Raw genomic sequence first — 26,967 nt, 5'->3', positions numbered from 1 at the left:
ATGCATCAAAACGAAGACAGAAGCGCAGCGCGCTTGAAGTTTGGGAGAAGAACATGGCGGGTTTGCCGAGCACGGCGCGCGTGGTGATCATCGGAGGTGGCGTTGTCGGCACCTCGGCACTCTATCATCTGGCCAAGGCAGGCTGGACCGACTGCGTGCTTCTGGAAAAGAACGAGCTGACGTCAGGCTCGACCTGGCATGCCGCCGGCAATGTTCCGACCTTCTCCTCGTCCTGGTCGCTGATGAACATGCAGCGCTATTCGACCGAGCTTTACCGGGGCCTTGCCGAGGCGGTCGACTATCCCATGAACTATCACGTCACCGGCTCGCTGCGCCTCGCCCACTCGAAGGAGCGCATGCAGGAATTCCAGCGTGCCAAGGGCATGGGCCGCTATCAGGGCATGGACATCGACGTGGTCGGCGTCGACGAGATCAAGCGCCGCTACCCCTTTATCGAAACCCATGACCTTGAGGGCGCACTCTACGACCCGAGCGACGGCGATATCGACCCGGCGCAGCTGACCCAGGCGCTGGCCAAGGGCGCGCGCGACATGGGCGCCAGGATCATCCGCTTCTGCCCGGTGACCGGCGTGCGCCGTGAAAAGGACGAATGGGTGGTCGCCACACCTCAAGGCGAGATCCGCTGCGAGATCGTCGTCAATGCCGCCGGCTACCGCGCCGCCGAAGTCGGCAGGATGTTCGGCCGCGAGGTGCCGATGATGGTGATGAGCCATCAATATATCCTGTTCGAGGAAATCCCCGAACTGGCGGCATGGTCGAAGGAACAAGGCAAAAAACTGCCGCTGCTGCGCGACGTCGACACCTCATACTACCTGCGCCAGGAAAAGAGTGGCATGAATCTCGGCCCCTATGAGCGCAATTGCCGCGCGCACTGGGCCACCCACAACGATCCGATGCCGGAGGATTTTTCGTTCCAGCTCTTCCCCGACGATCTCGACCGGCTGGAGCATTACCTGGCCGACGCGGTCGCCCGTGTGCCGATCCTGGGCACCGCCGGCCTGTCCAAGGTCATCAATGGTCCGATCCCCTACGCGCCGGACGGCAATCCGCTGATCGGCCCGATGCCCGGCGTTCCCAACGCCTTCGAGGCCTGCGTCTTCACCTTCGGCATCGCCCAGGGCGGCGGCGCCGGCAAGGTGCTGGCCGAATGGGTCACGCAAGGCCAGACGGAATGGGACATGTGGTCGTGCGATCCGCGCCGCTTCACCTCATTTGCTGCTGCACCGGATTACTGCGTCGCCAAGGGCATGGAAATCTACGGCAACGAATACGCCATCCAGTTCCCGCGCCATGCCTGGCCGGAAGGGCGCGACCGCAAGCTCTCGCCGATCCATGATCGCATCAAGGCGCTCGGCGGCCGCTTCGATGCCTATAATGGTTGGGAACGCGCCACCTGGTACGCGCAGGACGGGGACGATATCTCCGAGGAAGCGACCCTGACCTTCCGCCGCGACGGGCCCTGGCAGCATCGCGTGCGCGAAGAATGCCTGGCTGTCCGCGACGCCGCCGGCATCCTGGACCTGCCCGGCTTCTCGCGCTTCAACCTTGAGGGCCCCGGCGCCGCCGAATGGCTGAGCCTGCAGGTCACCGGCCTGGTGCCGAAGCCTGGCCGCATCGGGCTGGTCTATTTCGCCGACGACAAGGGACGCATCGTCACCGAAATGTCCGTCGTGCGCCATGGCGAGGATCGGATGACGCTGATCACCGCGGCAGTCGCACAATGGCACGATTTCGAATGGCTGAAGTCGCGCATGCCAGCGGATGCGGCCTTCACGCTGACCGACCGCACCGAGGACTATTCGACCAAGATTCTCGCCGGCCCCAATTCGCGAAAAATCCTCGCCGATGTCTGCGACGCCGACCTCACTTTGCCCTGGCTGACGCATCAAGAAACAATGATCGCCGGTCGCTGGACGAGGCTCGTGCGCGTCTCCTTCGCCGGCGAGCTCGGTTGGGAAATCCACACCAGGATCGACGACACGGCTGCCATCTTCGACGCCATCTGGGCCGCAGGCCAGAAACACGGTCTGAAGCCGTTCGGCATGTATGCGCTGGATTCGCTCAGGCTCGAAAAGGGCTACCGCACCTGGAAGGGGGATCTGTCGACTGACTATTCGATCCTGCAGGGTGGGCTGGAGCGTTTCGTCAAATGGGAAAAGCCCGACTTCCGTGGCAAGACAGCGCTGCAGAACGAGAAACAGCAAGGCGTGAAGAAACGCTTCGTCACGCTGGTCATTGAAAACCCCGGCGATTGCGACGCGCCTTACATGTCGACGCTCTGGCATGGCGGCCAGATCGTTGGTGAAACGACGTCAGGCGGCTGGGGCCATCGCATCGACAGGTCCATCGCGCTCGGCATGCTGCGCGCCGACCTGACCGAGCCGGGCACCTCTGTCGAGATCGAAATCTTCGGCGACCGGTTCAAGGCGGTCGTGCAGAAGGACGAGCCCTTGTGGGATCCGAAGAACGAGAGGCTGCGCGCATGAAGCGGGTTATCCTCACCGATGGCGGAATGGGCCAGGAACTGGTGCGGCGCAGCAAGTCGGAGCCGACGCCGCTGTGGTCGGCCAGGGTGCTGATCGACGAACCCGATCTGGTGCGCGGCCTGCATGCCGAGTTCATCCGCGCCGGTGCCCGCGTCATCACCATAAACACCTATTCGGCGACGCCCGAACGCCTGGCGCGCGAAGGCGCGGAGGACCTGTTCAAACCATTGCAGAAGCGCGGCATCGACCTGGCCAGGCAAGCGCGCGACGAGGCCGGCGACGTGGCGATCGCTGGCTGCCTGTCGCCGCTTTTCGGCAGCTACGCGCCGGCACTGACCATTTCCTACCAGGACACGCTCGATATCTACCGCCGTATCGTTGCCGAGCAGGCGGATGGCGTCGACCTGTTCCTGTGCGAAACCATGGCGTCCGCCGAGGAAGCGCGCGCGGCCGTCACTGCGGCGTCGGAAAGCGGCAAGCAGGTATGGGTATCGTGGACGCTTGCCGACCACGGTGAGCCCCGGTTGCGCAGCGGCGAGACGATTGCCGCCGCGGCAAACGCCCTCGGTGGTTTGCCGGTGGCCGCTCGGCTGCTGAACTGTTGCCGCCCGGAGGCAATCGCGGCGGCCCTGCCTGAGCTGATCGAACTTGGCGGCCCGGTTGGCGCCTATGCCAATGGCTTCACCTCGATCGAGGCATTGCAACATGGCGGCACCGTCGACGTGCTGCACGCGCGTCACGACCTCGATCCGGAGGCCTATGCCGATCAGGCGATGGGCTGGGTCGAAGCCGGCGCCCAGATCGTCGGCGGCTGCTGCGAGGTCGGGCCGGGCCACATTGCCGCGCTGCGCGACCGGCTGGAAGAGACAGGGTGTAAGATTTCGGGAGTAACAAATGCCTAGACCATCATCGCGCATTTCCGGCATCGTGCCTTCGGGCAAGGATGGCTGGGAGGTTCATTTCGCCGCCTGGGCCCGCAAGGAAGCCGGCGAAGACATCATCATGCTGTCGGTCGGCGACCATGATTTCGACACGCCTTCGCAGACGATCGAGGCCTGCGTGGCGGCGGTTCGTGGCAGCAACCATCACTACACGCCGCTGCCCGGTCTGCCCCGCCTGCGCAAGGCGATGGCCGCGGCCTCCACCGCATGCACCGGCATTGAAACAACGCCGGATCAGGTCATCGCCACGCCCGGTGGCCAGGCGGCACTTTACGCGGCCGTGCAGGCAGTGCTCGACCAGGGCGACCACGCTATCGTGGTGGCGCCCTACTACGCCACCTATCCCAACACGTTCAGCGCCGCCGGTGCCAGTTTCACCGTCGTCGAAACACCGGCCGAGGACGGTTTCCAGCCGCGTGCCGACATGATCCGCGCGGCATTGCGGCCGAACACCCGCGCCATCCTGATCAACACCCCGAACAACCCGACAGGTGCGGTCTATTCGCGCGAACGGCTGGAACAACTGGCCGAAATCTGCAGGGAGCATGACCTCTGGCTGCTGTCGGATGAGGTCTACTGGACGCTGGGCGGCGGCGAGCATGTCTCGCCGCGTTCGCTGCCCGGCATGGCCGAACTCACGCTGGTCATCAATTCCATGTCCAAGAGCCACGGCATGACCGGCTGGCGCATGGGCTGGCTGACGGGTCCGGAAGCGATGATCGCGCTGCTCATCAACCTCAATCTGGTGACCACCTACGGCCTGCCAGCCTTCATCTCGATCGCCTGCGCCGAGGCACTGGAAAACCATTATGGCGTCAGTGACATCGCCGAACGCTATGCGGCCCGCCGCACCGTCTTGCTCGACGCCTTGCGCGGCACGAACGATGTGACCGTGCGCGGTTCCGAGGGCGGCATGTATGTCATGCTCGATATCTCCGATGTCGAACCCGACGATGAGAAATTCGCCTTCGCCCTGCTCGACAAGGAGAAAGTCGGCGTGATGCCGGGCTCCAGCTTCGGCGAGGCCGCCGCCGGCCACATCCGCATCAGCCTGTGCCAGCCGGAGCCGGTGCTCAAAGAGGCGGCACTGCGGCTGCGCCGTTTTGCTTTCACCTATCGCCGCGAGGCCGCATGAATACCCCTTCCCCCAAATCCATCCCCGCCAAAGCCCGCGCCGTCATCATCGGCGGCGGCGTGTCCGGCTGCTCGGTCGCCTATCACCTGGCCAAGCTCGGCTGGACCGATATCGTGTTGCTCGAGCGCAAGCAGCTGACATCGGGCACGACGTGGCACGCCGCCGGCCTGATCGGCCAGTTGCGCGGCTCGCAGAATATGACGCGGCTGGCGAAATATTCCGCCGACCTCTACGTCAAGCTGGAAGCCGAGACCGAGGTCGGCACCGGCATGCGCCAGGTCGGGTCGATCACCGTGGCGTTGACCGAGGAGCGCAAGCACGAGATCTACCGGCAGGCCTCGCTCGCCCGCGCCTTCGATGTCGATGTACGCGAGATCTCGCCCAGCGAAGTGAAGGAGATGTATCCGCATCTCAATGTCTCCGACGTGGTCGGCGCCGTGCATCTGCCGCTCGATGGCCAGTGCGATCCCGCCAACATCGCCATGGCTTTGGCCAAGGGCGCGCGTCAGCGCGGCGCCACCATCGTCGAGAACGTGAAGGTCACCAAGGTCCACACGAAGGCGGGCCGCATTGCCGGCGTGTCCTGGGCACGTGGCGAAGACCAGGGCACGATCGAGGCCGACATCGTCATCAACTGCGCCGGCATGTGGGCGCGCGAGCTTGGCGCGCAAAACGGCGTGAACATCCCGCTGCATGCCTGCGAGCACTTTTATCTCGTCACCGAGCCGATCCCCGGGTTGAGCCGCTTGCCGGTCCTGCGCGTGCCGGACGAGTGCGCCTACTATAAGGAAGATGCCGGCAAGATGATGCTCGGCGCCTTCGAACCGGTGGCCAAGCCGTGGGGCATGAACGGCATCCGCGAGGATTTCTGCTTCGACCAGTTGCCCGAGGACATGGATCATTTCGAACCCATCCTCGAAATGGGCGTCAACCGCATGCCGATGCTGGCCACCGCCGGCATCCACACCTTCTTCAACGGCCCCGAAAGTTTCACGCCCGACGACCGCTACTATCTCGGCGAAGCGCCGGAACTGCGGGGCTACTGGATGGCGACCGGCTACAATTCGATCGGCATCGTCTCCTCCGGTGGCGCCGGCATGGCTCTGGCGCAGTGGATCAACGATGGCGAAGCGCCCTTCGACCTGTGGGAAGTCGATATCCGCCGCACCCAGCCATTCCAGAAGAACCGCCGCTATCTCAAGGAGCGCGTCTCGGAAACACTCGGCCTGCTCTACGCCGATCATTTCCCCTACCGTCAGATGGCGACGTCGCGTGGTGTGCGCCGCTCGCCCTTGCATGGGCATCTGAAGGCACGTGGCGCCGTGTTCGGCGAGGTCGCCGGCTGGGAGCGCGCCAACTGGTTCGCCCGGGAGGGACAGGAGCGCGAATACCGCTATTCCTGGAAGCGGCAGAACTGGTTCGACAACCAGCGCGAGGAACATCTGGCCGTCCGCAACAAGGTCGGCCTGTTCGACATGACCTCGTTCGGCAAGATCCGCGTCGAGGGCCGCGACGCCTGTTCCTTCCTGCAAAAACTATGCGCTAACGACATGGACTTCGCGCCGGGCAAGATCGTCTACACGCAGATGCTCAACCAGCGTGGCGGCATCGAAAGCGACCTCACCGTGTCGCGCCTGTCGGATACGGCCTATTTCCTCGTCGTCCCCGGCGCCACGCTGCAGCGCGATCTGGCCTGGCTGCGCCGGCATGTCAGCGAGGCCTTCGTCGTCATCACCGATGTAACCGCTGCCGAAAGCGTGCTCTGCGTCATGGGCCCCGATGCGCGAAATCTGATCCAGAAAGTCAGCCCCAACGACTTCTCCAACGAAGCCCACCCGTTCGGCACCTTCCAGGAGATCGAGATCGGCATGGGCCTGGCCCGCGCCCACCGCGTCACCTATGTCGGCGAACTTGGCTGGGAGCTCTATGTCTCGACCGACCAGGCGGCTCATGTCTTCGAGGCGATCGATGAGGCCGGCGCCGATATCGGGCTGAAACTCTGCGGCCTTCACACGCTAGATTCCTGCCGCATCGAAAAGGCCTTCCGCCATTTCGGCCACGACATCACCGACGAGGACAATGTGCTGGAGGCAGGCCTTGGCTTCGCGGTGAAGACGGCCAAGGGCGACTTCATCGGTCGCGATGCGGTGCTGAAGAAGAAGGAAGCCGGATTGGCCCGCCGGCTGGTGCAGTTCCGCCTGAAAGACCCGCAACCGCTGCTCTTCCACAACGAGGCGATCCTGCGCGACGGCAAGATCGTCGGCCCGGTTACATCGGGCAATTACGGCCACCATCTCGGCGGTGCGATCGGGCTGGGTTATGTGCCGTGCCAGGGCGAGAGCGAGGCGGATGTACTGGCCTCGAGCTACGAGATCGAGATCGCCGGCGAGCGTTTTGCGGCGGAAGCGTCGCTGAAGCCGATGTATGATCCGAAGGCCGAGCGGGTGAAGATGTAGCTCCATTTTTCCCTTCTCCCCTTGTGGGAGAAGGTGGATCGGCGCATGGCGCCGAGACGGTTGAGGGGTGTTGGAAGGAATGAGAGGTGTTCACTGGAGCACCCCTCATCCGACCGAGCTTCGCTCGGCCACCTTCTCCCACAAGGGGAGAAGGGAAGTCCTGCGCTCAAAACCTTTCCAGCTTCGCCCGCACCTTCGCCAGGAACGCGGCTCGTGTTCGCGGCGTCGAGGCATCCATCAGATAGTGTGCCAGGAAGAATGTCCGGCAGCGCGTCGCACATAGCGCCCGCATGCCGCGCAGCAGGGTCTTGCGGCCCGGTTGGCCGACGACGACGCTCCACCAGGTCGGCGCGCCGCAGGTGGTGATGACGCCGACCTTGGTGACATGCGTCATCAGCGACTTGATCCCGCCCTTGCCGGCCGGAAGCTTGAAGGCGATGTCGGTGGCCCACACCCGGTCGAGCCAGCCCTTCAGCATCGCCGGCAGCCCGTACCACCAGGTCGGATAGACGAACAGGATCGCCTCGGCCCAGTTGAGCAGTTCGAAATGCGGCTTCAGCGCCGGGTCCTGCGGCGCCCGCTCATTGTAGGTGCGCCGCTCCTCGCAGCCCATCACCGGGTCGAACTTCTCCGCGTAGAGGTCGAGCAGCCGCACCTCCCAGCCTCTGCGCCCCAGCACGTCGATGGCGGTGTCACGGATGGCGGCGCAAAAGCTTTCCGGCACCGGATGGCAGTAGACCACGAGGACCCGCATCAGAACGCATCCATCCTGGCCGCGACCTTGGTCATGAAGGCCTTCCGCGTTTGGTCGGTCGACAGGTTCATCGCGTAGTGCGCGAGATAAGTCACCGAGGCGCCGGGCTTTACCGTGGCGCGCAGCATGCGCTTGATCAGTCTGCGCGGCGGATCGCCCATCAAGATGGCGCGGAACCGGCTGCCGCCATAGGTGGTGACAGCGGCGACCTTCTTGACGTTGTGCAGCGAAGGCTGCACCTTGCCGTCGACCAGCTTGAACGACACGCCGGGCAGGAAGACGCGATCGAAGAAGCCCTTCAGGATCGCCGGGAAGCCGTAGTTCCAAACCGGGTAGGAAAGCACCAGCGCATCGGCCCGCAACAGGCGCTCGACATAGGGCGCAACAGCGTCCCCGGGACCGCGCTGGTTGTGATAGTCCAGCCTCTCCTTGCGGGTCAGCCTCGGGTCGAAATCCTCGGCGTAGAGGTCACAGTCGTCGATCGAATGGCCCGCCGCCCTCAGCCGCTCGACGATCACACGGTGCAGGCCGGCATTGAAGCTGGTCTCGACCGGATGGGCAAAGAGGACGAGGATGTTCATCAATCGGCCTTTTGCAGCCCCTTGAACAAAAAAGTCCGGCCCGAACGATAGTCGTAGTCCGGGTTTTCCCAGGCGATCATCTTGCCGGGGTTGAGCAGGCCTTGCGGATCGGTCTCGCGTTTGAAGGCGAGCTGCACCGCATCCGTCTGCTTCATGCCGCCCTCTTCCAGTGTGTAGCGGTGCGGGTTGAAGATCGGGCAGCCATTCTCCTCATGCAGCCGTATGATCTCATCGAGCCGCGCCTCGGTGGTGAACTTGACCAGCGGCAGGCCGAAACAGGTGATGTTGCCGTCCAGCCGCACGAATTCGAGATGCGAAAAGACTTCGCCGGGAAACATCGCGTCCATCTTCTCGACCAGCGCCAGCTGGTTGGGAAAGGGATAGAGCGACTGCAGATAGGTGATGTCGGGGTCGACGCGCAGCGCCCTCAGCGTCGTATGGTTCCAGGCCAGCTCGTAGGCCGGCGGCAAGCCCTTCTTCTCGTCCGGCGTTGCGACGGCGGCGTTGAAGATCACGTCGCCGCCGGCCCGCCGGGTGAAGGCAAGGAAGGCATCCAGCCCATGCCGCGCCACCATGACGACGCAGATGCTTTGCCCTTCCCTGAAAAACTTCTGGTGCCGCTTGAAATAGAGCTGCGGCACCGGCGCTGATATCGGCGTGATCAGCTTAGTCAGGATGCCATCCTGGCGGGCAAGCGCGTTGCCGTAGCGCGCCGCGCCCATGAAGCTGTCGAAGCCGACGATGACATCGACCCACTCATAGCCCGCGGTCAGCGGCATCTCGACTTCCGAGATGATGCCGTTGGTGCCGTAGGCATGGGTCACCTTGTGCAGATCCTCGCCGGTGAGTTCGAGCACTTTCGGCTCGGCCTCCATCGTCACCACGCGCAGCCGCAGCACATTGCCGAAATCGCGCAAGCCGCCGAAATTGATCGAGCCGACGCCGCCCGAACCGCCGGCGATGAAGCCGCCGATCGAGGCGGTGTTGTAGGTGGACGGCGACAGCCGCAACTCCTGCCCGGAATGTGCCCGCGTTGCCTTGTCGATATCGGCCAGGATGGCGCCCGGCCCGGTCACCACGCGCCCCGGCGCGATCGACCTGATCTCGTTCATTTCGGCGAGGTTGAGCACCACGCCGCCCGAAAGCGGCATCGCCTGCCCATAATTGCCGGTGCCACTGCCGCGCGGCGTCACCGGCACGCCATGCCGGTGACAGGCGGCAAGCACGCGGATCAGTTCGGTCTCGTTCTTCGGCGTCACGATCAGATCGCCGGTGACGTGGTCGAGCTGCTGTTTCAGCACCGGGCTGTACCAGTAGAAGTCGCGGCTCTTCTGCTGGACGATGGCCGGATTGTCGTCGAGTTTGATCCCGTCGAGATCGCGCTTGAGCGCCGAAATATCCATCATTCCACCATCAGTTCGTCGAGTTCGGCATAGTCGGGCAATTGCCGGTCGATCGCACGCCCGGCGCGCACGACGATGCGATCCGATTCCGGCCGGGACAGCAATTCCGTCCAGCTCCGGCCCTTAAACAGGATGAAATCGGCATCGCCGCCGGCGGCAAGCGTGCCGAAGCCGTCGAGCCGCATCACACTCGCCGGCGTCGCGGTGACCGCTTGCGGCCAATCGGCGACCGGATGGTCGAAATGCAGGATGCGCGTCGCCATGCGGTAGACCTCCAGCATGTCGAGATCGCCATAGGCATAGAAGGGATCGCGCGTGTTGTCGGATGCGACCGCGACCGGAATGCCCCTCGCCCTCATCTCGTGCAGCAGCGTCACGCCACGCCAGCGTGGGGTCGTGTGGTCAGTCCGCCGGTCCTGCAGATAGAGATTGCACATCGGCAGCGACACCACCGCCAACCCGGCCTTCGCCACCTTGTCCAGCGTGTCCATCACTTCGAGGTCGGGCTGACGCGCCAGCGAGCAGCAATGGCCGACGAGGATCTTGCCCTCGAAACCGTTCCAGAGTGCGGCCTCGGCGATCTTCTTCAGCGAGATGGCCGCGATGTCGTCGGTCTCGTCGGCATGGAAATCGAGATCGAGCCCATGCTTGATCGCCTGCGCGAAGACATGGTCGAGCAGCTCTTCCAGGTCCGGCACCATATAGGTGACGACGCCGAGCACGCCCTTGGCGGCGGCAACCCGTTTCGCCAGCCTGTCGAACCATTTCCTGTCCCGCACGCCCTCGATGCCGAGCAGGCAGGCGCCCTGCAATTCGATACGGCCGCGCCATGTCTCACGCATCATCTCAAACACCGGCCAGGAGATTTCCTCCTGCGGCGCGACGCTGTCGAGATGGGTGCGCAACGCCCTGGTTCCATGCGCGTAGGCCGAGCGCAGCGAGAAATCCATGCGCCGCGCAACATCCTGCGCATTCCAGCGGGCAGCGCGGTCGGCGCCGGCGGCATTCAACGCGCCCATGAAAGTGCCGTCGGGATTGGGTTTTCGCGGCCAGATATGGCCTTTGTCGATATGGGTATGGCAATCGACGAAACAGGGCAGCACGATACGGCCGCCAAGATCGACCGCGTCGGCCGGCGCCGGTGCGCGGGCACGCGCGGTGATGCTGGAAATCCTGCCGTCGGCGACGCTGATGTCGGCAAGCGCAAAGCCATCGCTGTCGAAGGCAGCGGCAAGGCCTGGTGTCAGGGACGCATGAAGTCGGGCGTTGGCGAGTACGAACTGGCTGGATTCTGGGATAGTCGCCGAGGTCATCGCTGCCCCTCATCCGCCTGCCGGCACCTTCTCCCCGTATAGGGACGGGGAGAAGGGAGAAGCTCCCGCGCTGACGCCCCCCTCTCCCTGTCTCTATACGGGGAGAGGGTAAGGGTGAGGGGCAGCGCCGACATTGGAACAAGCGAGCAGCCGCCACAGCACGCAAAATACAACAACGTTACCGCTCCTGCTTCAGTGCGCTCTCATGCCAGCGCCGCAGAATGAGATGCGAAATCAGGGACAGCACCAGGAAGATCAGGATTCCCGTCAGCGAAATCAGGAACAGCGCCGCGAACAGCCTTGGCGCATTGAGCCGGTAGCCGGCCTCGATGATGCGCGAGGCAAGCCCAGACGACTGGCCGGTGGCGCCGGCGACGAACTCGGCCACTACGGCGCCGATCAGTGACAGGCCGCCGGCGATCTTCAATCCGCCGAGGAAATACGGCATCGCCGCCGGCAGCCTGAGATAGCGCAACTGTTGCCAGCGGGTCGCGCCGTTGAGCTTGAACAAATCGCGCAGATTGCGGTCGACGGAGTTGAGGCCGAGCGTGGTGTTGGACAGGATCGGGAAGAAGGCGACGATCCAGGCGCACAGCAGAAGCTTGGTCGTCTGGTTGTCGACATAGATGTTGATCAGCGGAAAGATCGCCACGATTGGCGTCACCTGCAGCACGATGGCGAACGGGAAGAACGACATCTCCACCCATTTCGATTGCGCGAACAGGACCGCCAGCCCGACACCGCCGACAACGGCGAGAGCCAAGCTGAGGAAGGTGATGCGCAAGGTGACCAGCAGTGCCGAGAACAGCAGGCCGGCATCGTTGTAGAGCGTCCACAGCACCACGCCGGGACGCGGCAGGATATATTGCGGGATCGCGTTCCACACGCAGATACGATCCCACAGCCAGATGGCCAGGATCATGATCGCCAGCGGCAGCACCCAGCGGCCGATCCGCTCGAGCCGCTCCTGGCGCACCCGGCGCGCTTCCTCCGGGTCGAGCTTGAGCACCCGCTCCTCAATGGCCGTCATGGTGCGAGCCTGCTGTTGAATTGATGGCATTGACCAGCACGTCCGAGGCTTGCCGGCAAAGGGATGCATAGTCTGGCGAGGTGCGAAACACCTCATCGCGCGGATATGATGCCTCGATCGCCAGTTCGTCGAACACCCTGCCCGGTCGCGCTGCCATGACGACCACCCGATTGGAGAGAAACACGCTCTCGAAGACGCTGTGGGTGACGAAGACGACGGTGAAGCGCTCGTCCTGCCACAGTTCCAGCAGGTCGTTGTTGAGCTTGAAGCGGGTGATCTCGTCGAGCGCGGCGAAGGGCTCGTCCATCAACAGCACGCGCGGCCTGGTCACCATGGCGCGCGCGATCGAGACCCGCATCTTCATGCCGCCAGACAGCTCGCGCGGCACCGCGTCCTCGAAACCGGTCAGGTGGACCCGTGCCAGCATCTCCGTTATCGCCGGAGCAGCCTTGGCGCGGGAGATGCCTTTCAGCCTGAGCGGCAGCCAGGCATTGTCGAAGACGCTGGCCCAGGGCAGCAGCGTCGGTTCCTGGAAGACGAAGCCGATATTGGCGCGATCGAGCGAACCGCCGCCGCGCCAGTCGAGCACGCCCGAGGTCGGTGTCGACAGGCCGGCGATCAACCGCAGCGCCGTCGATTTGCCGCAGCCTGACGGGCCGAGCAGGCTGAGGAAATCGCCTTCCCGGATCGTCAGATCGACATCGCTCAGCGCCGTCACGCCATTGGAAAAGACCTTGCCGACGCCACGCAGCGCCAACAATGCCGGAGCGATGTCCGACGCATTCGCTGGCGCTTGCGCCACCTTTTCCCTTATCATGCCGGGACCCGGCCTATTTCTTCAGCTCGAGCCCGACGCCCTTGTTGACGAAGGCCAACGTATAGGCCTTCTTGATGTCGATGCCGCCGGGTGCGACCTTGGCCTTGACCATCTTGTCGTAGAAACTCTTGATCCGCGCATCCGTCATGGCGCCGATGCCGAGTTTTTCGGTGTCGCCGGAATCGGCAAGGCCGAACTTCTTCATCTGCTCGATCGAGAAAGCGATCTGCTCGTCCGTCATGTCAGGATTGTCTTTCTTGATCATGTCGTTGGCGGCCTTGTTGTCGCCGTAGAGATATTTGTACCAGCCCTTGGCCGAGCCATCGACGAAGCACTGGACCACCTCCGGCTTCTTGTCGATCGTATCCTGCATCACCTCGATCGTCGTCGAATAGGTGTCCCAGCCATAGTCGGCCAGCAGGAACTGGTTCGGCACGAAGCCGCCTGCCTTCTGGACCGCGAACGGCTCTGAAGTGACGTAACCCTGCTGGATCGACTTCTTGTTGGCGATGAAGGGAGCAGTGTTATAGGTGTAAGGCACGCGCTTGGAGGCGTCGAAGCCGAGCTCGATGACCATCCACTGGAAGAACGTCTGCACACCCTCGTCGCCCAGAATGTACTGGTCGGCGTTCTTCAGATCCTCCCATTTGTCGAGCCCCTCGCCGGGGTGAGACATGATGACCTGTGGATCCTTCTGGAAGTCGGCCGCCACGACGCGCATCGGAATGCCCTGCTGGACGGCATCGAAGGCCGACAGCAGATTGCCGCCCATGTAGAAATCGATCTTGCCGGCCAGCAGCATCGGCCGGCCGCTGACCTGCGGGCCGCCCTGCATGATGGTGACATCGAGGCCACAGGCGGCATAGGTGCCATCGGCCACGGCCTGGTAATATCCGCCATGTTCCGGCTCGGCCAGCCAGTTGGTGCCGAAGGTGACTTTCTCATTCGCCGCGGCCCCCAGCGTGCTGGCGGCCAGCAAGGCTACCACGCCCATCGAGACCTTCTGTTTTCCGTACATCGACACCACCCTTTGTTTGCTCTGGCGCTCCGCGCGCCAGGCTCGACACCAAAGATTCAAGAAGCAAGACACATGCCACTGGCGTCTCACGCCGGGACCCGCCCGCCTGCACCACAGCCATCTGCGAAAGCCGGAAAGGTCGTGCTGCACCGGAGGCATCGTGCCCATTTTTTGAACGCCTGTCCACAATCGCACCGGCGACATGCACCGCCATCTTGAAGCTGTGCACCGCCATCTGGAAGCTGTAATGAAACCCGTCCCAGGCTGACGGCAAACCGGAGATTGCCATGTTCAAGTTTCTCACCCCCAAGTCGATCAAGCCGCCCTTTGCCCGCTATAGCCACGGTGTCGAGGTGCCGGCCGGCAAGCGGCTGGTGCTGTGCTCGGGTCAGGTCGCGATCACCGCGGACGATCAAATTCCCGAGGACGCCGGCGCCCAGGCCGAGCTCTGCTTCCGCAACATCGCGGCGGTGCTCGGCGAGGCGGGGCTGGGACTGCAGGACATCGTGAGAATCAATGCCTATGTCACCGACCGCGCACATTTGCGGCCCTATATGGATGTCCGCGACCGGCTGTTTTCGAGCCCGGCGCCGGCCTCGACGCTGATGATCGTTTCCGGCTTTGCCAGGCCCGAATTCAAGGTCGAGGTCGAGGCAATCGCCGCCGGATGAGAAGCGCAGGCTTAGTGCTACGAATCGATGGGCCGATGGTCTAAGGTCAAACTATCAAAGCTCGGCGCCGCCCCTCATCCGCCTGCCGGCACCTTCCCCCGTATAGTGACGGGGAGAAGGGAGAAGCTGCGACATTAGCGTGTCCCTCTCCCCGTTCTTCACGGGGAGAGGCAAGGATGAGGGGCGGCGCCGACGCGCTTCAGTTTCTTCGAGGTCAGAATGGACAAAACAAGAAGACGCGTCTGGTGGGGTGACTACCGGACTACCGAATATGCCTCGATCGATCCGGAGGCGACGATCGCCGTGCTGCCGGTGGCGGCGATCGAGCAGCATGGGCCGCACCTGCCTGTCTCGACCGATACTTCGGTCATGAACGGCATGCTCGACACGGTCATTTCGCGTCTGCCCGACGATCTCGACATCCGCATCCTGCCGGTTCAGGCGGTGGGCAAGTCGAACGAGCATCTGCACGCGCCGGGCACCCTCACCCTGCCGGCAACGACATTGGTCGAGGCCTGGACCGAGCTTGGCCTGTCGGTCGCGCGCGCCGGTGTGCGCAAGCTCGTCGTTGTCAATTCGCATGGCGGCAATGAGGAGATCATGGGCGTCATCACGCGTGAATTGCGCGTGCGCGAAAGGATGCTTGCGGTGAAGACGAGCTGGCAGCGCTTCGGTCGCCCGGCCGGCATGTACGCCGAGCTCGAGGATCGTCACGGCATCCATGGCGGCGATGTCGAGACCTCGCTGATGCTGCATTTCCGGCCGGATCTGGTCGACATGGGTAAGGCCGACAATTTCGTTTCCAACGTCGCCAAGGCCGAGAAGGAATTCTCGCTGCTGCGCCACACCGGCACCCACGCCTTTGCCTGGCTCGCCAGCGATCTCAACCCGAATGGCGTGGTCGGCGACGCCAGCATCGCGACAGCCGAGAAAGGCCGGTTGACCGCAGAGTACCAGGCCGACGGCTTTATCGGCCTGCTGCGGGATGTGCGCAAGGCGAAGCTCGCGGAATGGCTGAAGTAGCTAGCTGTCGATCTTCAGCGCGAACGGTGTGCCCTCGAAAGCATCGGCGCCGCGCCCGATGGCCTGGATCGCCTCGATCATGCGGCCGTTGCGATCGAGCAGCGCGTCGGCTACGGCAATCAGCCTCGGATTGGGTGTCGCCGAGGGCGACAGCATCCGAAGCGTCCGAGCCAGTTCGGCCTCGTCGCGTTTCGGTGCCAGCGCGGCGGCGATGATGTAGGCCGAAGCCGTCGAGCGGCTGATGCCTGCGTAGCAGTGCACCACCATCGGCCTTGCAAGGTCCCACCGGCGCGCGAAATCGAGCAGGTTGCGCACGTGATCCTCCCCCGGCATGGTCATGCCGTCCTGCGCCACCGCAATGTCGTGCATGACCAGATGCAAATGGTTGTCCCTGGCGATCGAGGCCGGGCGGACAACCTCGGTTCCGGCGGCGAGCAGCGACAGCATGCGGTCGGCACCGGTCCTCGCCACCGTTTCCTCGACCTTCGCCAGCGAACAGACATGGATCATCATCGCGCGATCTCCCTGGCGCCATCGTCGCGCCGAGCAGCCCAGCCGGCAAGAGCCGATTCGAGCCGCCGCCATTCTTCGTCACTCCCCGGCAGGCCTGCGCGCAGGACATGCGGCCGGTCGGAGAAATGCCGCAGCAGGATACCGTGCTCGCCAAGCGCGGAAAACAGGCCGGCGGCATCCGCCAGGCCGAGATAGCGGAACAGCGTGGTGCCGCCGGCAACGGGCACGCCGAAGCGGCCGAACAGCGCGTCGAGCCGTGCCGATGCCTCCGCGAGCGATGTCCTCATCGCGTCCTGCCAGCCGACATCGGCAAGCGCGCGGATACCGTATTCCAGCGCCGGGCCGGCGACGGCCCATGGGCCGAATTGCGTTTCCAGCAGGTCCACCGTCGGCGTATCGGAAAGCGCGAATCCAAGCCGCAGGCCAGCCAGGCCAAAGAACTTGCCGAACGAGCGCAGCACGACGATGCCGCCCTGCCCGACATCGCCGGCCAGACTGTGTTCGCGCGGGCCGACATCCATGAACGCCTCGTCGACGACCAGCAGGCCGCCCTTGGCGCGCAATCCTGCGGCGAGCACCAGCAACCGGTCGCGCTCGATGACGCGCCCATCCGGGTTGTTGGGATTGACGATGATGGCAAGGTCGGCGTCGGCGAGCGCCGCAAAATCGCTGACCTCGACCACCTCGTGCCCGGCGATCGCCGCCGCCCGGGCGTGTTCGGCATAGGTCGGCCCCAGCACCAATGCCTTGCCGGGCCTCACCAGCGATGCCACGCGCGGCAACAGGATCTGCGTGCCGGGCGCCGCGACGACGTGGGCTGGCGACGGCGCGCCGTAGGTGCGGGCCGCGGTTTCCGTCAGTTCGCGCCCGCGGCCTGCTTCTGGCAAACGCGACAGCGAGGTGGCGGGCAAGTCGAAAAGCGGGTAGGAGTGCGGATTGATACCGGTCGAGAGGTCGACGAAAGGCAGCAAGGCGTTGGGGAAAAGCGCCCTCGCCCGGCCAAGACTTCCACCATGGTCCACCGCTCCTTCAAGAAGCTTCATGTCAGTCCTGATCGCTTTCCTGTCACTGGCCGTCGAATTCGTCCTGGGTTATCCGGACTGGCTGTTTCGCGCCATCGGTCATCCGGTGACGTGGTTCGGCAGCCTGATATCCTTTCTCGATCGCAGGCTCAACCGCGCCACTGATCCCGACGCGCTGCGTCGCCAACGCGGCGTCCGGGCGCTTCTGGTCATCGTGCTGATACCGGCGGTGATCGGCCTTTGCGTGCAGATCCTTCTGCTCTGGTTCGTTCCCCTGGGACTGATCATTGCCGCCCTTCTGGCGACGTCTTTCCTGTCGCAGAAGAGCCTGTATGAGCATGTCGAGGCCGTGGCGGACTCGCTCGACTCGGGTGGCCTCGCCATGGGCCGTGTCGCCGTCTCGCGAATCGTCGGTCGTGACCCGGAGACGCTCGACCGCGCCGCCGTCTGCCGCGCGGCGATCGAAAGCCTGGCCGAGAATTTTTCCGACGGCATCGTCGCCCCCGCCTTCTGGACAGGCGTCGGCGGGCTAGCCGGGGGTGCTGCCTACAAGGCGGCCAACACCGCCGATTCGATGATCGGCCACCGCACCCCGCGCCACGAGGCGTTCGGCTGGGCGGCGGCGCGCTTCGACGATTGGATCAACCTGCCGGCGTCGCGGCTGACGGCTCTGCTGATCGTGCTGACTGCTTTCCTGGTCAAGGAAGCCGATCCCCGCAACGCCTGGACTGCGGTGTGGCGCGATGCCAAAAAGCACCGCTCGCCCAACGCCGGCTGGCCGGAAGCGGCCATGGCCGGAGCGCTTGGCCTTGCGCTTGCCGGACCGCGCAGCTATGGCGGCGTGGTGGTCGACGACGTCTTCATGGGCGAAGGCGGCCGCCGCGACGTCGACAGCGGCGACATCAGGCGGGCGCTGAAGCTCTACCGCGTTGCCGACTATCTGCTGATTGCGCTGTTCGGGGTGGTCTCCGTGATTGTCATCGTGGCGTGACGGAATCAGCGAGGCTATTTCCCGAACGCCTCGCACACAGCCCGCAAAACTCTCAGAACTCGATGCCTTGCTGCGCCTTCACGCCTGCCGAAAAGTGGTGCTTGGTCAGTCCCATCTCGGTGACCAGATCCGCCGCCTCCACGAGCGCCGGCTTGGCATTACGGCCGGTGACGACGATGTGCAGACCTTCGCGCCGCGCCTTCAGTGCCGCAACGACCTTGTCGAGATCGAGATAATCATAGCGCAGCGCGATGTTGAGCTCGTCGAGCACGACCAGGCTGATCGAAGGATCGGCGATCAACTCCAGAGCCTTGGCCCAGGCGGCCTCGGCGGCGGCGATGTCGCGCTTCAGGTCCTGCGTCTCCCAGGTGAAGCCCTCGCCCATCGCGTGCCAGACGACACGGTCGCCGAAAGCAGCGAACGCGTCCTTCTCGCCGGTGTGCCACTTGCCCTTGATGAATTGGACGACGCCGACCCGCTTGCCATAGCCAAGCATGCGCAGCGCCAAGCCGAAGGCGGCCGTGGTCTTGCCCTTGCCCGGGCCTGTATTGACGATCAGCAGCCCCTTCTCGACGGTTTTGCTCGCCACCTCGGCATCCTGCACCGCCTTGCGCTTGGCCATCTTGGCGCGATGGCGTTCCGTATCCTTGTCTTCGGTCATGTCATTTCACCTTGAGCGGCAGCCCCGCCACCATCAGCAGCACCGTATCGGCGACCGCCGCGACCTGCTGGTTGAGCCGTCCAGCGTCATCGCGAAAACGGCGCGCCAGCGCATTGTCCGGCACAATGCCTTGTCCGACTTCATTGGACACCACGAACCACGGACCGCGCGGCCGTGACAACACGTCCGCCAACCGACGGCACTCGGTTGCGATATCGTGTTCGGCCAGCATGTGATTGGTCAGCCACAGCGTCAGGCAGTCGAGAAGCATCGGCTGGTTGTCGGGCAAAGCCTTGATCGCGCCTATGAGATCGAGTGGCGCGTCGATGGTCGCCCAGCCGTCGACACGCCGCGAGCGGTGCAGCGCGATGCGCTCACGCATCTCGTCGTCATAGGCTTCGGCTGTGGCGATATAGATCCATGGCGAGGGCAAAGCCGTCACCAGGATTTCGGCGTGTGCGCTCTTGCCAGAGCGCGCACCACCGATGATGAAGGTCAGCTTGCTGCGATCAGGCAAAGCTGTCGCGCAGGCTGGTGGCGGTGCCGGTGAAGCGTCCGCGAACCACGCCGACAACCACCCCGAGCACCAGCCAGAACACCAGATTGGTCAGCGTCACCGCCACCACGAACTGATGATGCAGGCCTTCCGGAATCGGAGTCTCAAAACTGTCGGGCTGCGGCGCGCCGATGACATGCGGGGCGACGATCAGCAGGACGGCAAGGATGGTCAGCGGCAGCGATCTGCGGAACGCGATCAGGCCCAGTCCGATTGAGGTCGTGACCACGGTCGCCGCCCACCAGATCTGGCGCTGCATGAGGTCGGCCGACGGCATGGCCGGCAATTCCGGCGGCAGGCCGAGGCCGGGCGCCAGTGTGAATATGGCAAAGCCGGCTAGGCCCCAGAACACGCCCTGACGCCAATTGCCGATGCCGCCAGCGAATTCCGAGACCGCCACCAGGACCAGCGCGAAGCCGATGCCAGTGACGATATTGGCAAGCACGCTGAAGCCAAAACGCTCGAAACCGTCGGCCGGAGCCCAGCCTTCGTCTTCCGCCGCCGGGACGGCTGCTTCAGCCGGTGCCGGCGCGACAGGGCTCATGGCGTTGGTATCTGCTGCTGCCGGTGCGGCGTGGTCGTGATGGTGGCCGCCGCCGGCCTGCTCATAGACTTCAGCCTTGAGGATCAGCGGCACGGTGGCATAGGCCTGCATGCAGGCGAGAACGACGCCAGCCACGAGCCCTGCGATCGCCGCGATGAACACGACGTTGCGAAACAGGTTCATGATGTCAAATCCTCGTCAGTGGCAGGGAAATGCCATCGAATGGCGATAATCGTGGGCGGCGTTGTGGACCGCATCGATGTGCGAAAAGCCGACAAAGCCAACGACGAAAATGCCGAGCAGCGCGGCAAGCGCAAGCTGCATGAGGCGCGACTGCGAGGAGACGGAGGCGCCGAGGGAGACGGAAGCGGTATTCATCTCTTGTCCTTTCGCCCTCCACCCGAGGGCATCGAAGTCATTTTCCTGTCGCCGGCAGGTCTCCTGGCTCGCGGATCAGCGCCCTTCTCCACCTTCCCGAAGAAAAATCTTCAGTGGCCTATGGAGAGGACTACCGCACACAGTTGCGGGGGCAGCCACGGCATTGGGCAAGAACTCAGCCCGCACCGTATTCCCTCTTGGCTCCAAAACGGAACCGACGACAGGCTGGACTATAGGCAGAATCGACGCCCCCGGCAAACCAAATTCCGCCAGCGACCATTGCGAATGCGCCATGTCGAGATCAGTTTGCTTGTGCCGCATTTGGCCTATTGGTACCCGGAAGCCCAAAATCGCGACAGATGTCCGCCGGAGTAGAATTATCAAGGCCGGCTAAAGCGACTTCGGCAGATAGCGCCAGGTCACGAAGCCGCAAAAAGCCGCCAGCAGGCCGAGCGTGACGAACACCGAGCCCAGCCCGAAGAACGCCAGCACGACGGAATAGACCAACGGCGGGGTCAACTCGGAAAAATCAAGATAGGTGCGATAGACCGCGGCCATCTGCGCGCGCTCATAGGAGCGCACCGAGCGCATGAAAGCGGTCGAGCCCAGCGCATCGAGCGCAATGGTGAAGAAGGCGCCGCAAAGCAGGAAGGCGCCGGTGAGCAGCGGCGCGCTCTCGCCGACCGCACCTGCCGCCAGAAGTGTGGCCGACATGGCGAAATAGGCAAAGGTCATGGTTTTGCGGCCGCCAAAGCGTTTTCCGGCCTTGCCCCAGAAGATGGCCATGAACAAAAGCGCGTTGCCGGCCGAGACCAGCAGGCCGCCGGCCAGTTCGCCCTCGCCGGTGATGACCATGAACAGCGGTCCATAGACGAAGAACGTCGTCCAGAAGCAGGAGCGGCCGAAGGCGATCAGCCAGGCCAGCCTCAGTCTCGGCTGCGCGACGAAGCGGCCGATATTGGCGAGCGGATTGACCGGACGCGTCTTGCCCGGTTGGATCGATTGGTTGTCGCTGAGCCGATAGAACCAGAACAGGGCCAGCAAGATCGTGGCGAACACCGCCACCGCGCCATGCGCGGCATAGATGCCGAAATGCGCGTAAAGAAAGATGCCGAGTGTCGGCCCACCGGTCCAGGCGAACATCGACCACGCCATGCGCAGCGATTCGGCCTGCATGAAGTCGGTCTTGCGAATGTGGTCCATGATGTAGAGATTGAGTGTGATCGACAACGCGCTGGCGCCCATGACGCGGCACAGCATGCCGGCCAGTTGTCCGGCAAGCGTGTGGGTGACGAAGAACAGCGATCCGATGGCGAGCAGGCAGGCGCCGGCGGTGTAGACCCAGCGCCGCGCAAAGCGGCGGATCAGCATCGGCATGAACAAGGTCACCGACAGGCCGAGCAGCGCAACGATCGTGTAGAGGATCGAGACGATCTGCTCATTGTGCAGGATCTCGTAGGCCTGGATCGGGATGACGCTCGACACCGTGGCGCGGGCGAAGGACTCGACCGCATAGAGCGAAGCGAAGGTGCGCGCATCCGCGGCCTTGAGGGCCGGGAGCCAGATCGGATGGCGCACATGGATGGACATTGCTTCCCCAAAGCAGAATCACCGGCCAAATCTGCCTTGGCGATTTCGGTGCCAATAAGAGGAAACCGACGCGCGTGCGGTGAAAAACGAAGCTGGTCAAAGGCTTTCCGGCGCTGGCCTAAAGCGTGATCCGAAACGGCCGGCGCGGCGCTATGCCGACGGTCCCGGCCTTCTTCTGTCTGGTTGAACCGTGATAGTCCTCGGGCGGGGCTGAATCAGATCGCGAGACCATGACCATCCATACGCCGACCGCACCCGTTCCGGAGTCATCGAAGCGCATCGCCGTCATCGACGTCGTTCGCGGCATCGCGCTGCTGGCCATGGCGAGCTACCACTTCACCTGGGACCTGGAGTTCTTCGGCTACACCGATCCGGGCCTTACCGCCTTCGGCTGGTGGAAGATCTACGCGCGCTGCATCGCCTCGACCTTTCTGTTCCTGGTCGGCGTCAGCCTCTACCTCGCACATGGCAAGCAGATCCGCTGGAACGGCTTCTGGAAGCGGTTCGCCATGATCGCGGGCGCGGCGATAGCCATTTCGGTCGTCACACGCATCGCCACGCCCGATGGCTTTATCTTCTTCGGCATCCTGCACGAGATCGCGCTTGCCAGCCTGCTTGGGCTTGCCTTCCTGCGGCTGCCCGCGCTGCTGACGCTCGTCGTTGCCGCGCTCGTCGTTGCGGCGCCCGTCTACCTGCGCTTCGAGGCCCTGGACCATCCCTGGCTGTGGTGGATCGGCCTGTCGGCAATTAATCCGCGTTCCAACGACTACGTTCCGCTGTTTCCATGGTTCGGCGCGGTGCTGATCGGCATCGGGGTGACGAAACTCGCCTCCGCCTCCGGCATGCGAGCGCGCCTGGCGAGCCTGGTGCCCGGCCGCTGGGCCAGTCCGCTGGTCTTCATCGGCCGCCACAGCCTCGCCTTCTACCTGATCCACCAGCCGCTGCTGATCGGCTGTGTCTGGCTGTTTTCGCAAGTCATGCCGGCCCAGGTCGAAACCCCGCAGGTCAATTTCCTGAAAACCTGCCAGCGCTCGTGCGAGCAGACGCGTGATGCAACCTTCTGTTCGAGCTATTGCGGCTGCATGCTCGATACGCTCGAAGGCGAGGCCTCTCTTGATCGGCTCTACAACAACGACCAGACTGCCGATTGGAGAGCCCATCTGTCCGATCTTGCCGGCATGTGCACCGCCAAGACCGAGGACAAGATGACGGAGGGAGGAACGCAATGACCGACAGCCAGCCGAAGCCCGGAGTGATACCTTGGCCACCGGTGATCTACGCCGCGGCCATCGCTATCAGCGTCATCCTCGGCATGCTCTACCCCTTGCCCTGGATCGACGATCTTCTGGGCGACATCCTGTTCGCGGCCGGCTGGGTGGCGCTGTTCGGCGCCGCGGCGCTCTGGGTCACCGCTATCCGCGCCATGATGCGGGCCAAGACCACACTCAGCCCCACCGCCCTGCCGGACCATCTCGTCACCTCGGGTCCGTTCGGCATCACCCGCAACCCGATCTACCTGGCACTCACCCTGATGCTGATCGGCGTCGCCTTCGTGTCGGGGATAGCCTGGTTCTTCCTGTTTGCCTTCATCGCCGCGTTTGTTACGCAGAAGGTTGCGATCGAGGGCGAGGAAAAGATCCTGGCGGCGAAGTTCGGCAAGAAATACCGCGACTACGCCAAACGGGTGCGACGCTGGATTTGAGGCAGCGTCGCCTGGCTCTGTAATGACAGGCTGCTGGAGCAGCGCAAGCGGATCGCATTCCGATTGGCCGAAGACCGCCCTCACTTCGTCATCCTAGGGCGGAGCAAGGAGCGAAGCGACGCGCGCAGACCCTAGGATCCATGCCGTGACGTTAAGGCTTTGCAACGGTTCAGAATTCTGCCCCGTGGCACTCTACGATCAAGGTAACGGCATAAATCCTTGGGTCTTCGCTCCGCTTCGCGTCGCTACGCCCAAGGATGACGAAGTTCGGGAGGCTCCGGCCAATCTCGAACGTCTGCGAAAAGTTTGGCCTAGACGAATGCTGAAGTCTTCGGTTGCGAGCGGGTTCACGTATTCACGCCCAGCTCCACCAGCCGCTCGACGCAGGATTCCTCGGCCTGGTCGAGTTCGGCCAGCGTCTCCTCGAGGTCGCGGCGCTTTTGCCGGAGGTCCTCGCGCTTTTCCTCGATGCGCTTGATCATCAGCTTGAGCTGCCCGACCTCGCCCGGCGGCTCCTTGTACATCTGGATGATCTCGCGGATCTCGTTGATTGAGAAGCCAAGCCTTTTGCCGCGCATGATCTGCCGGATGAGGTGGCGGTCGGATGGGCGAAACAGCCGCGTGCGGCCGCGCCGCACTGGCTGGACCAGCCCCTCGTCCTCGTAGAAACGCAGTGTCCGCGTCGATACGTCGAATTCCCGGGTCAGTTCGGTGATCGAATAATATTCCCGCATTGTCACTCCGTGCCGGAATCCCGGAGGAACGCCATGCGTCGCCCTCCGTTCCGCAACAAACCCTTGCCTCGCCGGAATCGACGCGGCACCCCACGCAAGCCTCGCACGGCATTTACGTAAAAGTCAATTGAGCCCGTTCACCTGACGCCGAACCACCAGCTTGCGAGGCCGAGGAAGGCGAAAAAGCCGACGCAGTCGGTGACGGTGGTGACGAAGACCGCCGACGCCACGGCCGGGTCGATCTTGAACCTGTCGAGCAGCAGCGGGATCAGGATGCCGGCAAGTGCGGCCGCGAACATGTTGATGATCATGGCGGCTCCTATGATCCCGCCGAGATTGGGATCGCGAAACCACGCGGCGGCGACGATGCCGATCAGAACGGCAAAGACGATGCCATTGATGAAGCCCACACCCACTTCGCGGCGGATGATGCGGGCGGCATTGTAGATGTCGAGATCCTTGGTCGCCAGCGCCCGCACGGTGACGGTCATGGTTTGCGAACCGGCATTGCCGCCCATGCCGGCCACGATCGGCATCAGCACGGCGAGTGCCACGATCCGCTCGATCGTGTGGTCGAACAGGCCGATCACCGATGCCGCCAGGAATGCCGTGACAAGGTTGACCAGCAGCCAAGGAACGCGCGAACGCGAGGTCGCAAGCACGGTGTCGGAAAGCTCCTCGTCACCGACGCCGCCCATGCGCAGGAGATCTTCCTCGGCTTCCTGCTGGATGACGTCGACGACGTCGTCGATGGTCAGCACGCCGACCAGCCGCTCGTTCTCGTCGACGACGGCGGCCGAAAGCAGGTCGTACTGCTCGAACTCCCGCGCGGCCTCTTCCTGGTCCATCGTGGCCGGGATGGCGTGGCGCGTCTCGTGCATGACTTCCTCGACCTTGACCGAGCGCTTGGCGCGCAGGATCTGGTCGAGGTCGATAGCCCCTAGCAGCTTGAAGGTCGGATCGATGACGAAGATCTGGCTGAAGCGGTCGGGAAGGTTCTTGTCCTCGCGCATGTAGTCGATCGTCTGGCCGATGGTCCAGAACGGCGGCACCGCGACGAACTCCGTCTGCATGCGCCGCCCGGCGGTCTCTTCCGGATAGTCCAGCGAGCGGCGCAGCCTGATGCGTTCGGTGAACGGCAACTGCGACAGAATCTCGTCCTGATCTTCCTTTTCAAGGTCTTCGAGAATGTAGACCGCGTCGTCGGAATCGAGTTCCTGCACCGCCTGCGCGATCTGCGCGTTGGGAAGGTTGTCGACGATCTCCATGCGGATCGCCTCGTCGACTTCGGTCAGCGCGGAAAAGTCGAAATCGGCGCCCAGGAGTTCGACCAGCGCCCGCCTTTGTTCGGGATGCAGCGCCTCGATCAGGTCGCCGAGTTCCGACTGGTGCAGATGGTCGACTTCACGCTTGAGGGTCAGCGTGTCGCGGTCGGCGATCGCAGCCCCGATCTGGGCAAGGAAGGACGAAAGCACCGCGCCGTCATCGCCATAGATGTCGGCGTGGGCCTCGTCAGCCGCCTTGGCGGAGGTCGTCTGCTTGTCCTGGTCTTCCACCAGCGCCTCCCGCCATCAGAATCCCGAAAAGGTGCCTGTCAGGTCTAGACCATGATCTTGAAAAGTGGAAACCGGTTTTGGGTCCGACGCTGAAACAAAAAGAGAGATAGGGCACAGCATGATTCGAGTTCGCAACCTGTTGCTCTAAGCCACGGAAATCCTGAATGAAACGGACACTTTCCATTGGCGATGACTTGCGCCGATGTGGTGCTGGCAGTCGAGCCCGGAACCTGTCGAATTCACGAGAACAAGATGGGCTTGGTGTTCAGGCGGCGCGACAGCGCATGTCGCTGGGGAAAGAGCACCCCTATGCAATTGGGTCAGAATTGTCATGATGCAGGTCCACGCATCGGCTGGACCGCCCAGGCCGAAACCCGAACAGCCGGAAACCCTTGAAGATCAGCTCGCAGAAACCGGACAAGGCAATCGAAGAGCGGCGCGTTCGCGTGGTCGTCGCCGAACGCAATCCGCTCGTCATATCGGCCCTGCGCGAAATGCTCGAATGCGACGGGCGTTTCGAACTTCTGGGCTCGGTGCAAAGCGGCAAGCATTTCCTGGAACTGGCAATGGCGGGCGAATTCGACGTCGCCGTCATCGGCTGGAAGCTCTCCGACATGGATGGCGCGGATGTTCTGGCCGAGGTCCAGGGCCGCAAGCTTGATGTGCGCATAACGGTGTTTTCAAACGACCATGACATCGGCATCCTGAAGCAGTGCGTGCGGCTGGGAGCCCAGGGCTACTGCTTTCAGTTCGACGATCCGGCCATCATCTTCGAGACGATGCTGGCCGTCGCGCACGGGCGCATCTGCATCCCCTTTATCGACATCAACAAGGTCAACGACACGCCGCTGGCGCTGCTCACGGTCCGCGAGCGCGAGCTGCTGGCGGTGCTCTCCGACGGCTGGACCAATCTGCAGATCGCGACGCGGACGGGCATTTCCGAGAACACGGTGAAATACCACCTCAAGAATCTCTACGACAAGCTCGACGTCCGCAACCGGGCGATGGCCGTAGCGCTCTATGCGCGCGAGAAGCGTACCCAGAAACAGCCTTTCGGGTAGGCCAAACGGG

At 63.6% G+C, this 26,967-nt stretch carries 26 protein-coding genes and 1 riboswitch; of the genes, 10 read left to right on the top strand and 16 right to left on the bottom strand.

Annotation, left to right across the window (positions count from 1 at the left end; translation table 11 throughout):
* Positions 1-53 precede the first annotated feature (53 nt).
* Genes FJ548_RS15475 through FJ548_RS15460 form a run of 4 tightly spaced genes read left to right on the top strand, consistent with a single transcriptional unit; the run spans position 54 to position 7,039 of the window.
* Positions 54-2,507 (top strand): FAD-dependent oxidoreductase, encoded by a 2,454-nt coding sequence (locus tag FJ548_RS15475; protein ID WP_140778299.1) that lies wholly within the window; start codon positions 54-56, stop codon positions 2,505-2,507.
* Positions 2,504-3,409: a homocysteine S-methyltransferase family protein gene (locus FJ548_RS15470; protein WP_140778298.1), complete on the top strand. Its 906-nt coding sequence runs from the start codon at positions 2,504-2,506 to the stop codon at positions 3,407-3,409. The genes FJ548_RS15475 and FJ548_RS15470 overlap by 4 nt, the downstream gene beginning before the upstream one ends.
* A complete protein-coding gene (locus FJ548_RS15465; protein ID WP_140778297.1) occupies positions 3,402-4,583 on the top strand; it encodes a pyridoxal phosphate-dependent aminotransferase in 1,182 nt (393 codons plus the stop codon). Before FJ548_RS15470 ends, FJ548_RS15465 begins: the two co-directional genes overlap by 8 nt.
* On the top strand, positions 4,580-7,039 hold the full coding sequence (locus FJ548_RS15460) for an FAD-dependent oxidoreductase (RefSeq protein ID WP_140778296.1): 2,460 nt from the start codon (positions 4,580-4,582) through the stop codon (positions 7,037-7,039). Before FJ548_RS15465 ends, FJ548_RS15460 begins: the two co-directional genes overlap by 4 nt.
* A 166-nt stretch (positions 7,040-7,205) precedes the next feature.
* Here FJ548_RS15460 and FJ548_RS15455 read toward each other — a convergent pair whose 3' ends face one another.
* From FJ548_RS15455 to FJ548_RS15425, 7 genes are all read right to left on the bottom strand, one after another.
* Complete coding sequence (locus FJ548_RS15455) at positions 7,206-7,793, bottom strand: NAD(P)H-dependent oxidoreductase (protein ID WP_140778295.1); 588 nt, start codon at positions 7,791-7,793, stop codon at positions 7,206-7,208.
* Positions 7,793-8,374 carry an NAD(P)H-dependent oxidoreductase gene (locus FJ548_RS15450; RefSeq protein WP_181168798.1) on the bottom strand — a complete coding sequence of 194 codons (582 nt, stop codon included), beginning with the start codon at positions 8,372-8,374 and terminating at the stop codon, positions 7,793-7,795. The genes FJ548_RS15455 and FJ548_RS15450 overlap by 1 nt, the downstream gene beginning before the upstream one ends.
* Complete coding sequence (locus FJ548_RS15445) at positions 8,374-9,777, bottom strand: FAD-binding oxidoreductase (RefSeq protein ID WP_140778306.1); 1,404 nt, start codon at positions 9,775-9,777, stop codon at positions 8,374-8,376. Before FJ548_RS15445 ends, FJ548_RS15450 begins: the two co-directional genes overlap by 1 nt.
* Entirely contained in the window at positions 9,777-11,090 is a 1,314-nt protein-coding gene (locus FJ548_RS15440) for a cytosine deaminase (RefSeq protein ID WP_140778293.1), read from the bottom strand. The genes FJ548_RS15445 and FJ548_RS15440 overlap by 1 nt, the downstream gene beginning before the upstream one ends.
* Before the next feature lie 178 nt (positions 11,091-11,268).
* The gene (locus tag FJ548_RS15435) at positions 11,269-12,120 is read right to left on the bottom strand and encodes an ABC transporter permease (protein WP_140778292.1); all 852 of its coding nucleotides are present in this window, start codon (positions 12,118-12,120) and stop codon (positions 11,269-11,271) included.
* Positions 12,107-12,937 carry an ABC transporter ATP-binding protein gene (locus FJ548_RS15430; RefSeq protein WP_140778291.1) on the bottom strand — a complete coding sequence of 277 codons (831 nt, stop codon included), beginning with the start codon at positions 12,935-12,937 and terminating at the stop codon, positions 12,107-12,109. Before FJ548_RS15430 ends, FJ548_RS15435 begins: the two co-directional genes overlap by 14 nt.
* A gap of 13 nt (positions 12,938-12,950) precedes the next feature.
* Entirely contained in the window at positions 12,951-13,955 is a 1,005-nt protein-coding gene (locus FJ548_RS15425; RefSeq protein WP_140778290.1) for an ABC transporter substrate-binding protein, read from the bottom strand.
* Positions 13,956-14,242: 287 nt separating this feature from the next.
* Between FJ548_RS15425 and FJ548_RS15420 the strand changes: the two genes are divergently transcribed.
* Positions 14,243-14,626, top strand: a complete 384-nt coding sequence (locus FJ548_RS15420) for a RidA family protein (RefSeq protein WP_140778289.1) — start codon at positions 14,243-14,245, stop codon at positions 14,624-14,626.
* 219 nt (positions 14,627-14,845) lie between these two features.
* Positions 14,846-15,649 (top strand): creatininase family protein, encoded by an 804-nt coding sequence (locus FJ548_RS15415; protein ID WP_140778288.1) that lies wholly within the window; start codon positions 14,846-14,848, stop codon positions 15,647-15,649.
* Here the strand turns inward: FJ548_RS15415 and FJ548_RS15410 are convergent, their stop codons facing one another.
* Both FJ548_RS15410 and cobD read right to left on the bottom strand, forming a co-directional pair.
* Positions 15,650-16,159, bottom strand: a complete 510-nt coding sequence (locus FJ548_RS15410) for a tyrosine phosphatase family protein (RefSeq protein WP_140778305.1) — start codon at positions 16,157-16,159, stop codon at positions 15,650-15,652.
* Positions 16,159-17,205 (bottom strand): threonine-phosphate decarboxylase CobD, encoded by a 1,047-nt coding sequence (cobD, locus tag FJ548_RS15405; RefSeq protein ID WP_140778287.1) that lies wholly within the window; start codon positions 17,203-17,205, stop codon positions 16,159-16,161. Before cobD ends, FJ548_RS15410 begins: the two co-directional genes overlap by 1 nt.
* On the opposite strand from cobD, the gene cbiB reads away from it, so the two are divergent.
* Entirely contained in the window at positions 17,204-18,175 is a 972-nt protein-coding gene (gene cbiB, locus FJ548_RS15400) for an adenosylcobinamide-phosphate synthase CbiB (RefSeq protein ID WP_140696913.1), read from the top strand. The two genes, cobD and cbiB, sit on opposite strands and share 2 nt — an antisense overlap.
* A gap of 52 nt (positions 18,176-18,227) precedes the next feature.
* On the opposite strand, the gene cobO is transcribed toward cbiB, so the two are convergent.
* The 5 genes from cobO to FJ548_RS15375 form a co-directional block, all read right to left on the bottom strand.
* The gene (gene cobO, locus FJ548_RS15395; RefSeq protein ID WP_140696910.1) at positions 18,228-18,836 is read right to left on the bottom strand and encodes a cob(I)yrinic acid a,c-diamide adenosyltransferase; all 609 of its coding nucleotides are present in this window, start codon (positions 18,834-18,836) and stop codon (positions 18,228-18,230) included.
* A gap of 1 nt (position 18,837) precedes the next feature.
* Entirely contained in the window at positions 18,838-19,353 is a 516-nt protein-coding gene (gene cobU, locus FJ548_RS15390; RefSeq protein WP_140696907.1) for a bifunctional adenosylcobinamide kinase/adenosylcobinamide-phosphate guanylyltransferase, read from the bottom strand.
* Positions 19,346-20,119: a CbtA family protein gene (locus tag FJ548_RS15385; protein WP_140778286.1), complete on the bottom strand. Its 774-nt coding sequence runs from the start codon at positions 20,117-20,119 to the stop codon at positions 19,346-19,348. Before FJ548_RS15385 ends, cobU begins: the two co-directional genes overlap by 8 nt.
* 15 nt (positions 20,120-20,134) lie before the next feature.
* Positions 20,135-20,314, bottom strand: coding sequence for a CbtB-domain containing protein (locus FJ548_RS15380; RefSeq protein WP_140610503.1), 180 nt, complete (start codon positions 20,312-20,314; stop codon positions 20,135-20,137).
* A 35-nt stretch (positions 20,315-20,349) separates the two neighbouring features.
* Positions 20,350-20,548, bottom strand: a riboswitch (cobalamin riboswitch).
* 156 nt (positions 20,549-20,704) lie between these two features.
* On the bottom strand, positions 20,705-21,904 hold the full coding sequence (locus FJ548_RS15375) for an MFS transporter (RefSeq protein WP_140778285.1): 1,200 nt from the start codon (positions 21,902-21,904) through the stop codon (positions 20,705-20,707).
* A gap of 230 nt (positions 21,905-22,134) precedes the next feature.
* On the opposite strand from FJ548_RS15375, the gene FJ548_RS15370 reads away from it, so the two are divergent.
* Entirely contained in the window at positions 22,135-23,133 is a 999-nt protein-coding gene (locus FJ548_RS15370) for a DUF1624 domain-containing protein (protein ID WP_140778284.1), read from the top strand.
* On the top strand, positions 23,130-23,606 hold the full coding sequence (locus FJ548_RS15365) for an isoprenylcysteine carboxylmethyltransferase family protein (RefSeq protein ID WP_140610500.1): 477 nt from the start codon (positions 23,130-23,132) through the stop codon (positions 23,604-23,606). The genes FJ548_RS15370 and FJ548_RS15365 overlap by 4 nt, the downstream gene beginning before the upstream one ends.
* A gap of 347 nt (positions 23,607-23,953) precedes the next feature.
* On the opposite strand, the gene FJ548_RS15360 is transcribed toward FJ548_RS15365, so the two are convergent.
* The gene (locus FJ548_RS15360; RefSeq protein WP_006203215.1) at positions 23,954-24,340 is read right to left on the bottom strand and encodes a MerR family DNA-binding transcriptional regulator; all 387 of its coding nucleotides are present in this window, start codon (positions 24,338-24,340) and stop codon (positions 23,954-23,956) included.
* A 137-nt stretch (positions 24,341-24,477) separates the two neighbouring features.
* Positions 24,478-25,896 (bottom strand): magnesium transporter, encoded by a 1,419-nt coding sequence (gene mgtE, locus FJ548_RS15355; RefSeq protein ID WP_140778283.1) that lies wholly within the window; start codon positions 25,894-25,896, stop codon positions 24,478-24,480.
* A gap of 392 nt (positions 25,897-26,288) precedes the next feature.
* Between mgtE and FJ548_RS15350 the strand changes: the two genes are divergently transcribed.
* On the top strand, positions 26,289-26,957 hold the full coding sequence (locus FJ548_RS15350) for a response regulator transcription factor (protein WP_140610498.1): 669 nt from the start codon (positions 26,289-26,291) through the stop codon (positions 26,955-26,957).
* The last annotated feature ends 10 nt before the right edge of the window (positions 26,958-26,967 follow it).

The organism is Mesorhizobium sp. B2-4-17 (genome assembly GCF_006441275.1).
GTDB lineage: Bacteria > Pseudomonadota > Alphaproteobacteria > Rhizobiales > Rhizobiaceae > Mesorhizobium.
This window is presented reverse-complemented; position numbering and strand designations above follow the sequence as displayed.

Coding starts and splice junctions, on each gene's coding strand:
- FJ548_RS15475 (WP_140778299.1), top strand. CDS start 54: ATGGCGGGTTTGCCGAGCACGGCGCGCGTGGTGATCATCGGAGGTGGC.
- FJ548_RS15470 (WP_140778298.1), top strand. CDS start 2,504: ATGAAGCGGGTTATCCTCACCGATGGCGGAATGGGCCAGGAACTGGTG.
- FJ548_RS15465 (WP_140778297.1), top strand. CDS start 3,402: ATGCCTAGACCATCATCGCGCATTTCCGGCATCGTGCCTTCGGGCAAG.
- FJ548_RS15460 (WP_140778296.1), top strand. CDS start 4,580: ATGAATACCCCTTCCCCCAAATCCATCCCCGCCAAAGCCCGCGCCGTC.
- FJ548_RS15455 (WP_140778295.1), bottom strand. CDS start 7,793: ATGCGGGTCCTCGTGGTCTACTGCCATCCGGTGCCGGAAAGCTTTTGC.
- FJ548_RS15450 (WP_181168798.1), bottom strand. CDS start 8,374: ATGAACATCCTCGTCCTCTTTGCCCATCCGGTCGAGACCAGCTTCAAT.
- FJ548_RS15445 (WP_140778306.1), bottom strand. CDS start 9,777: ATGGATATTTCGGCGCTCAAGCGCGATCTCGACGGGATCAAACTCGAC.
- FJ548_RS15440 (WP_140778293.1), bottom strand. CDS start 11,090: ATGACCTCGGCGACTATCCCAGAATCCAGCCAGTTCGTACTCGCCAAC.
- FJ548_RS15435 (WP_140778292.1), bottom strand. CDS start 12,120: ATGACGGCCATTGAGGAGCGGGTGCTCAAGCTCGACCCGGAGGAAGCG.
- FJ548_RS15430 (WP_140778291.1), bottom strand. CDS start 12,937: ATGATAAGGGAAAAGGTGGCGCAAGCGCCAGCGAATGCGTCGGACATC.
- FJ548_RS15425 (WP_140778290.1), bottom strand. CDS start 13,955: ATGTACGGAAAACAGAAGGTCTCGATGGGCGTGGTAGCCTTGCTGGCC.
- FJ548_RS15420 (WP_140778289.1), top strand. CDS start 14,243: ATGTTCAAGTTTCTCACCCCCAAGTCGATCAAGCCGCCCTTTGCCCGC.
- FJ548_RS15415 (WP_140778288.1), top strand. CDS start 14,846: ATGGACAAAACAAGAAGACGCGTCTGGTGGGGTGACTACCGGACTACC.
- FJ548_RS15410 (WP_140778305.1), bottom strand. CDS start 16,159: ATGATCCATGTCTGTTCGCTGGCGAAGGTCGAGGAAACGGTGGCGAGG.
- cbiB (WP_140696913.1), top strand. CDS start 17,204: ATGTCAGTCCTGATCGCTTTCCTGTCACTGGCCGTCGAATTCGTCCTG.
- cobD (WP_140778287.1), bottom strand. CDS start 17,205: ATGAAGCTTCTTGAAGGAGCGGTGGACCATGGTGGAAGTCTTGGCCGG.
- cobO (WP_140696910.1), bottom strand. CDS start 18,836: ATGACCGAAGACAAGGATACGGAACGCCATCGCGCCAAGATGGCCAAG.
- FJ548_RS15385 (WP_140778286.1), bottom strand. CDS start 20,119: ATGAACCTGTTTCGCAACGTCGTGTTCATCGCGGCGATCGCAGGGCTC.
- FJ548_RS15380 (WP_140610503.1), bottom strand. CDS start 20,314: ATGAATACCGCTTCCGTCTCCCTCGGCGCCTCCGTCTCCTCGCAGTCG.
- FJ548_RS15375 (WP_140778285.1), bottom strand. CDS start 21,904: ATGTCCATCCATGTGCGCCATCCGATCTGGCTCCCGGCCCTCAAGGCC.
- FJ548_RS15370 (WP_140778284.1), top strand. CDS start 22,135: ATGACCATCCATACGCCGACCGCACCCGTTCCGGAGTCATCGAAGCGC.
- FJ548_RS15365 (WP_140610500.1), top strand. CDS start 23,130: ATGACCGACAGCCAGCCGAAGCCCGGAGTGATACCTTGGCCACCGGTG.
- FJ548_RS15360 (WP_006203215.1), bottom strand. CDS start 24,340: ATGCGGGAATATTATTCGATCACCGAACTGACCCGGGAATTCGACGTA.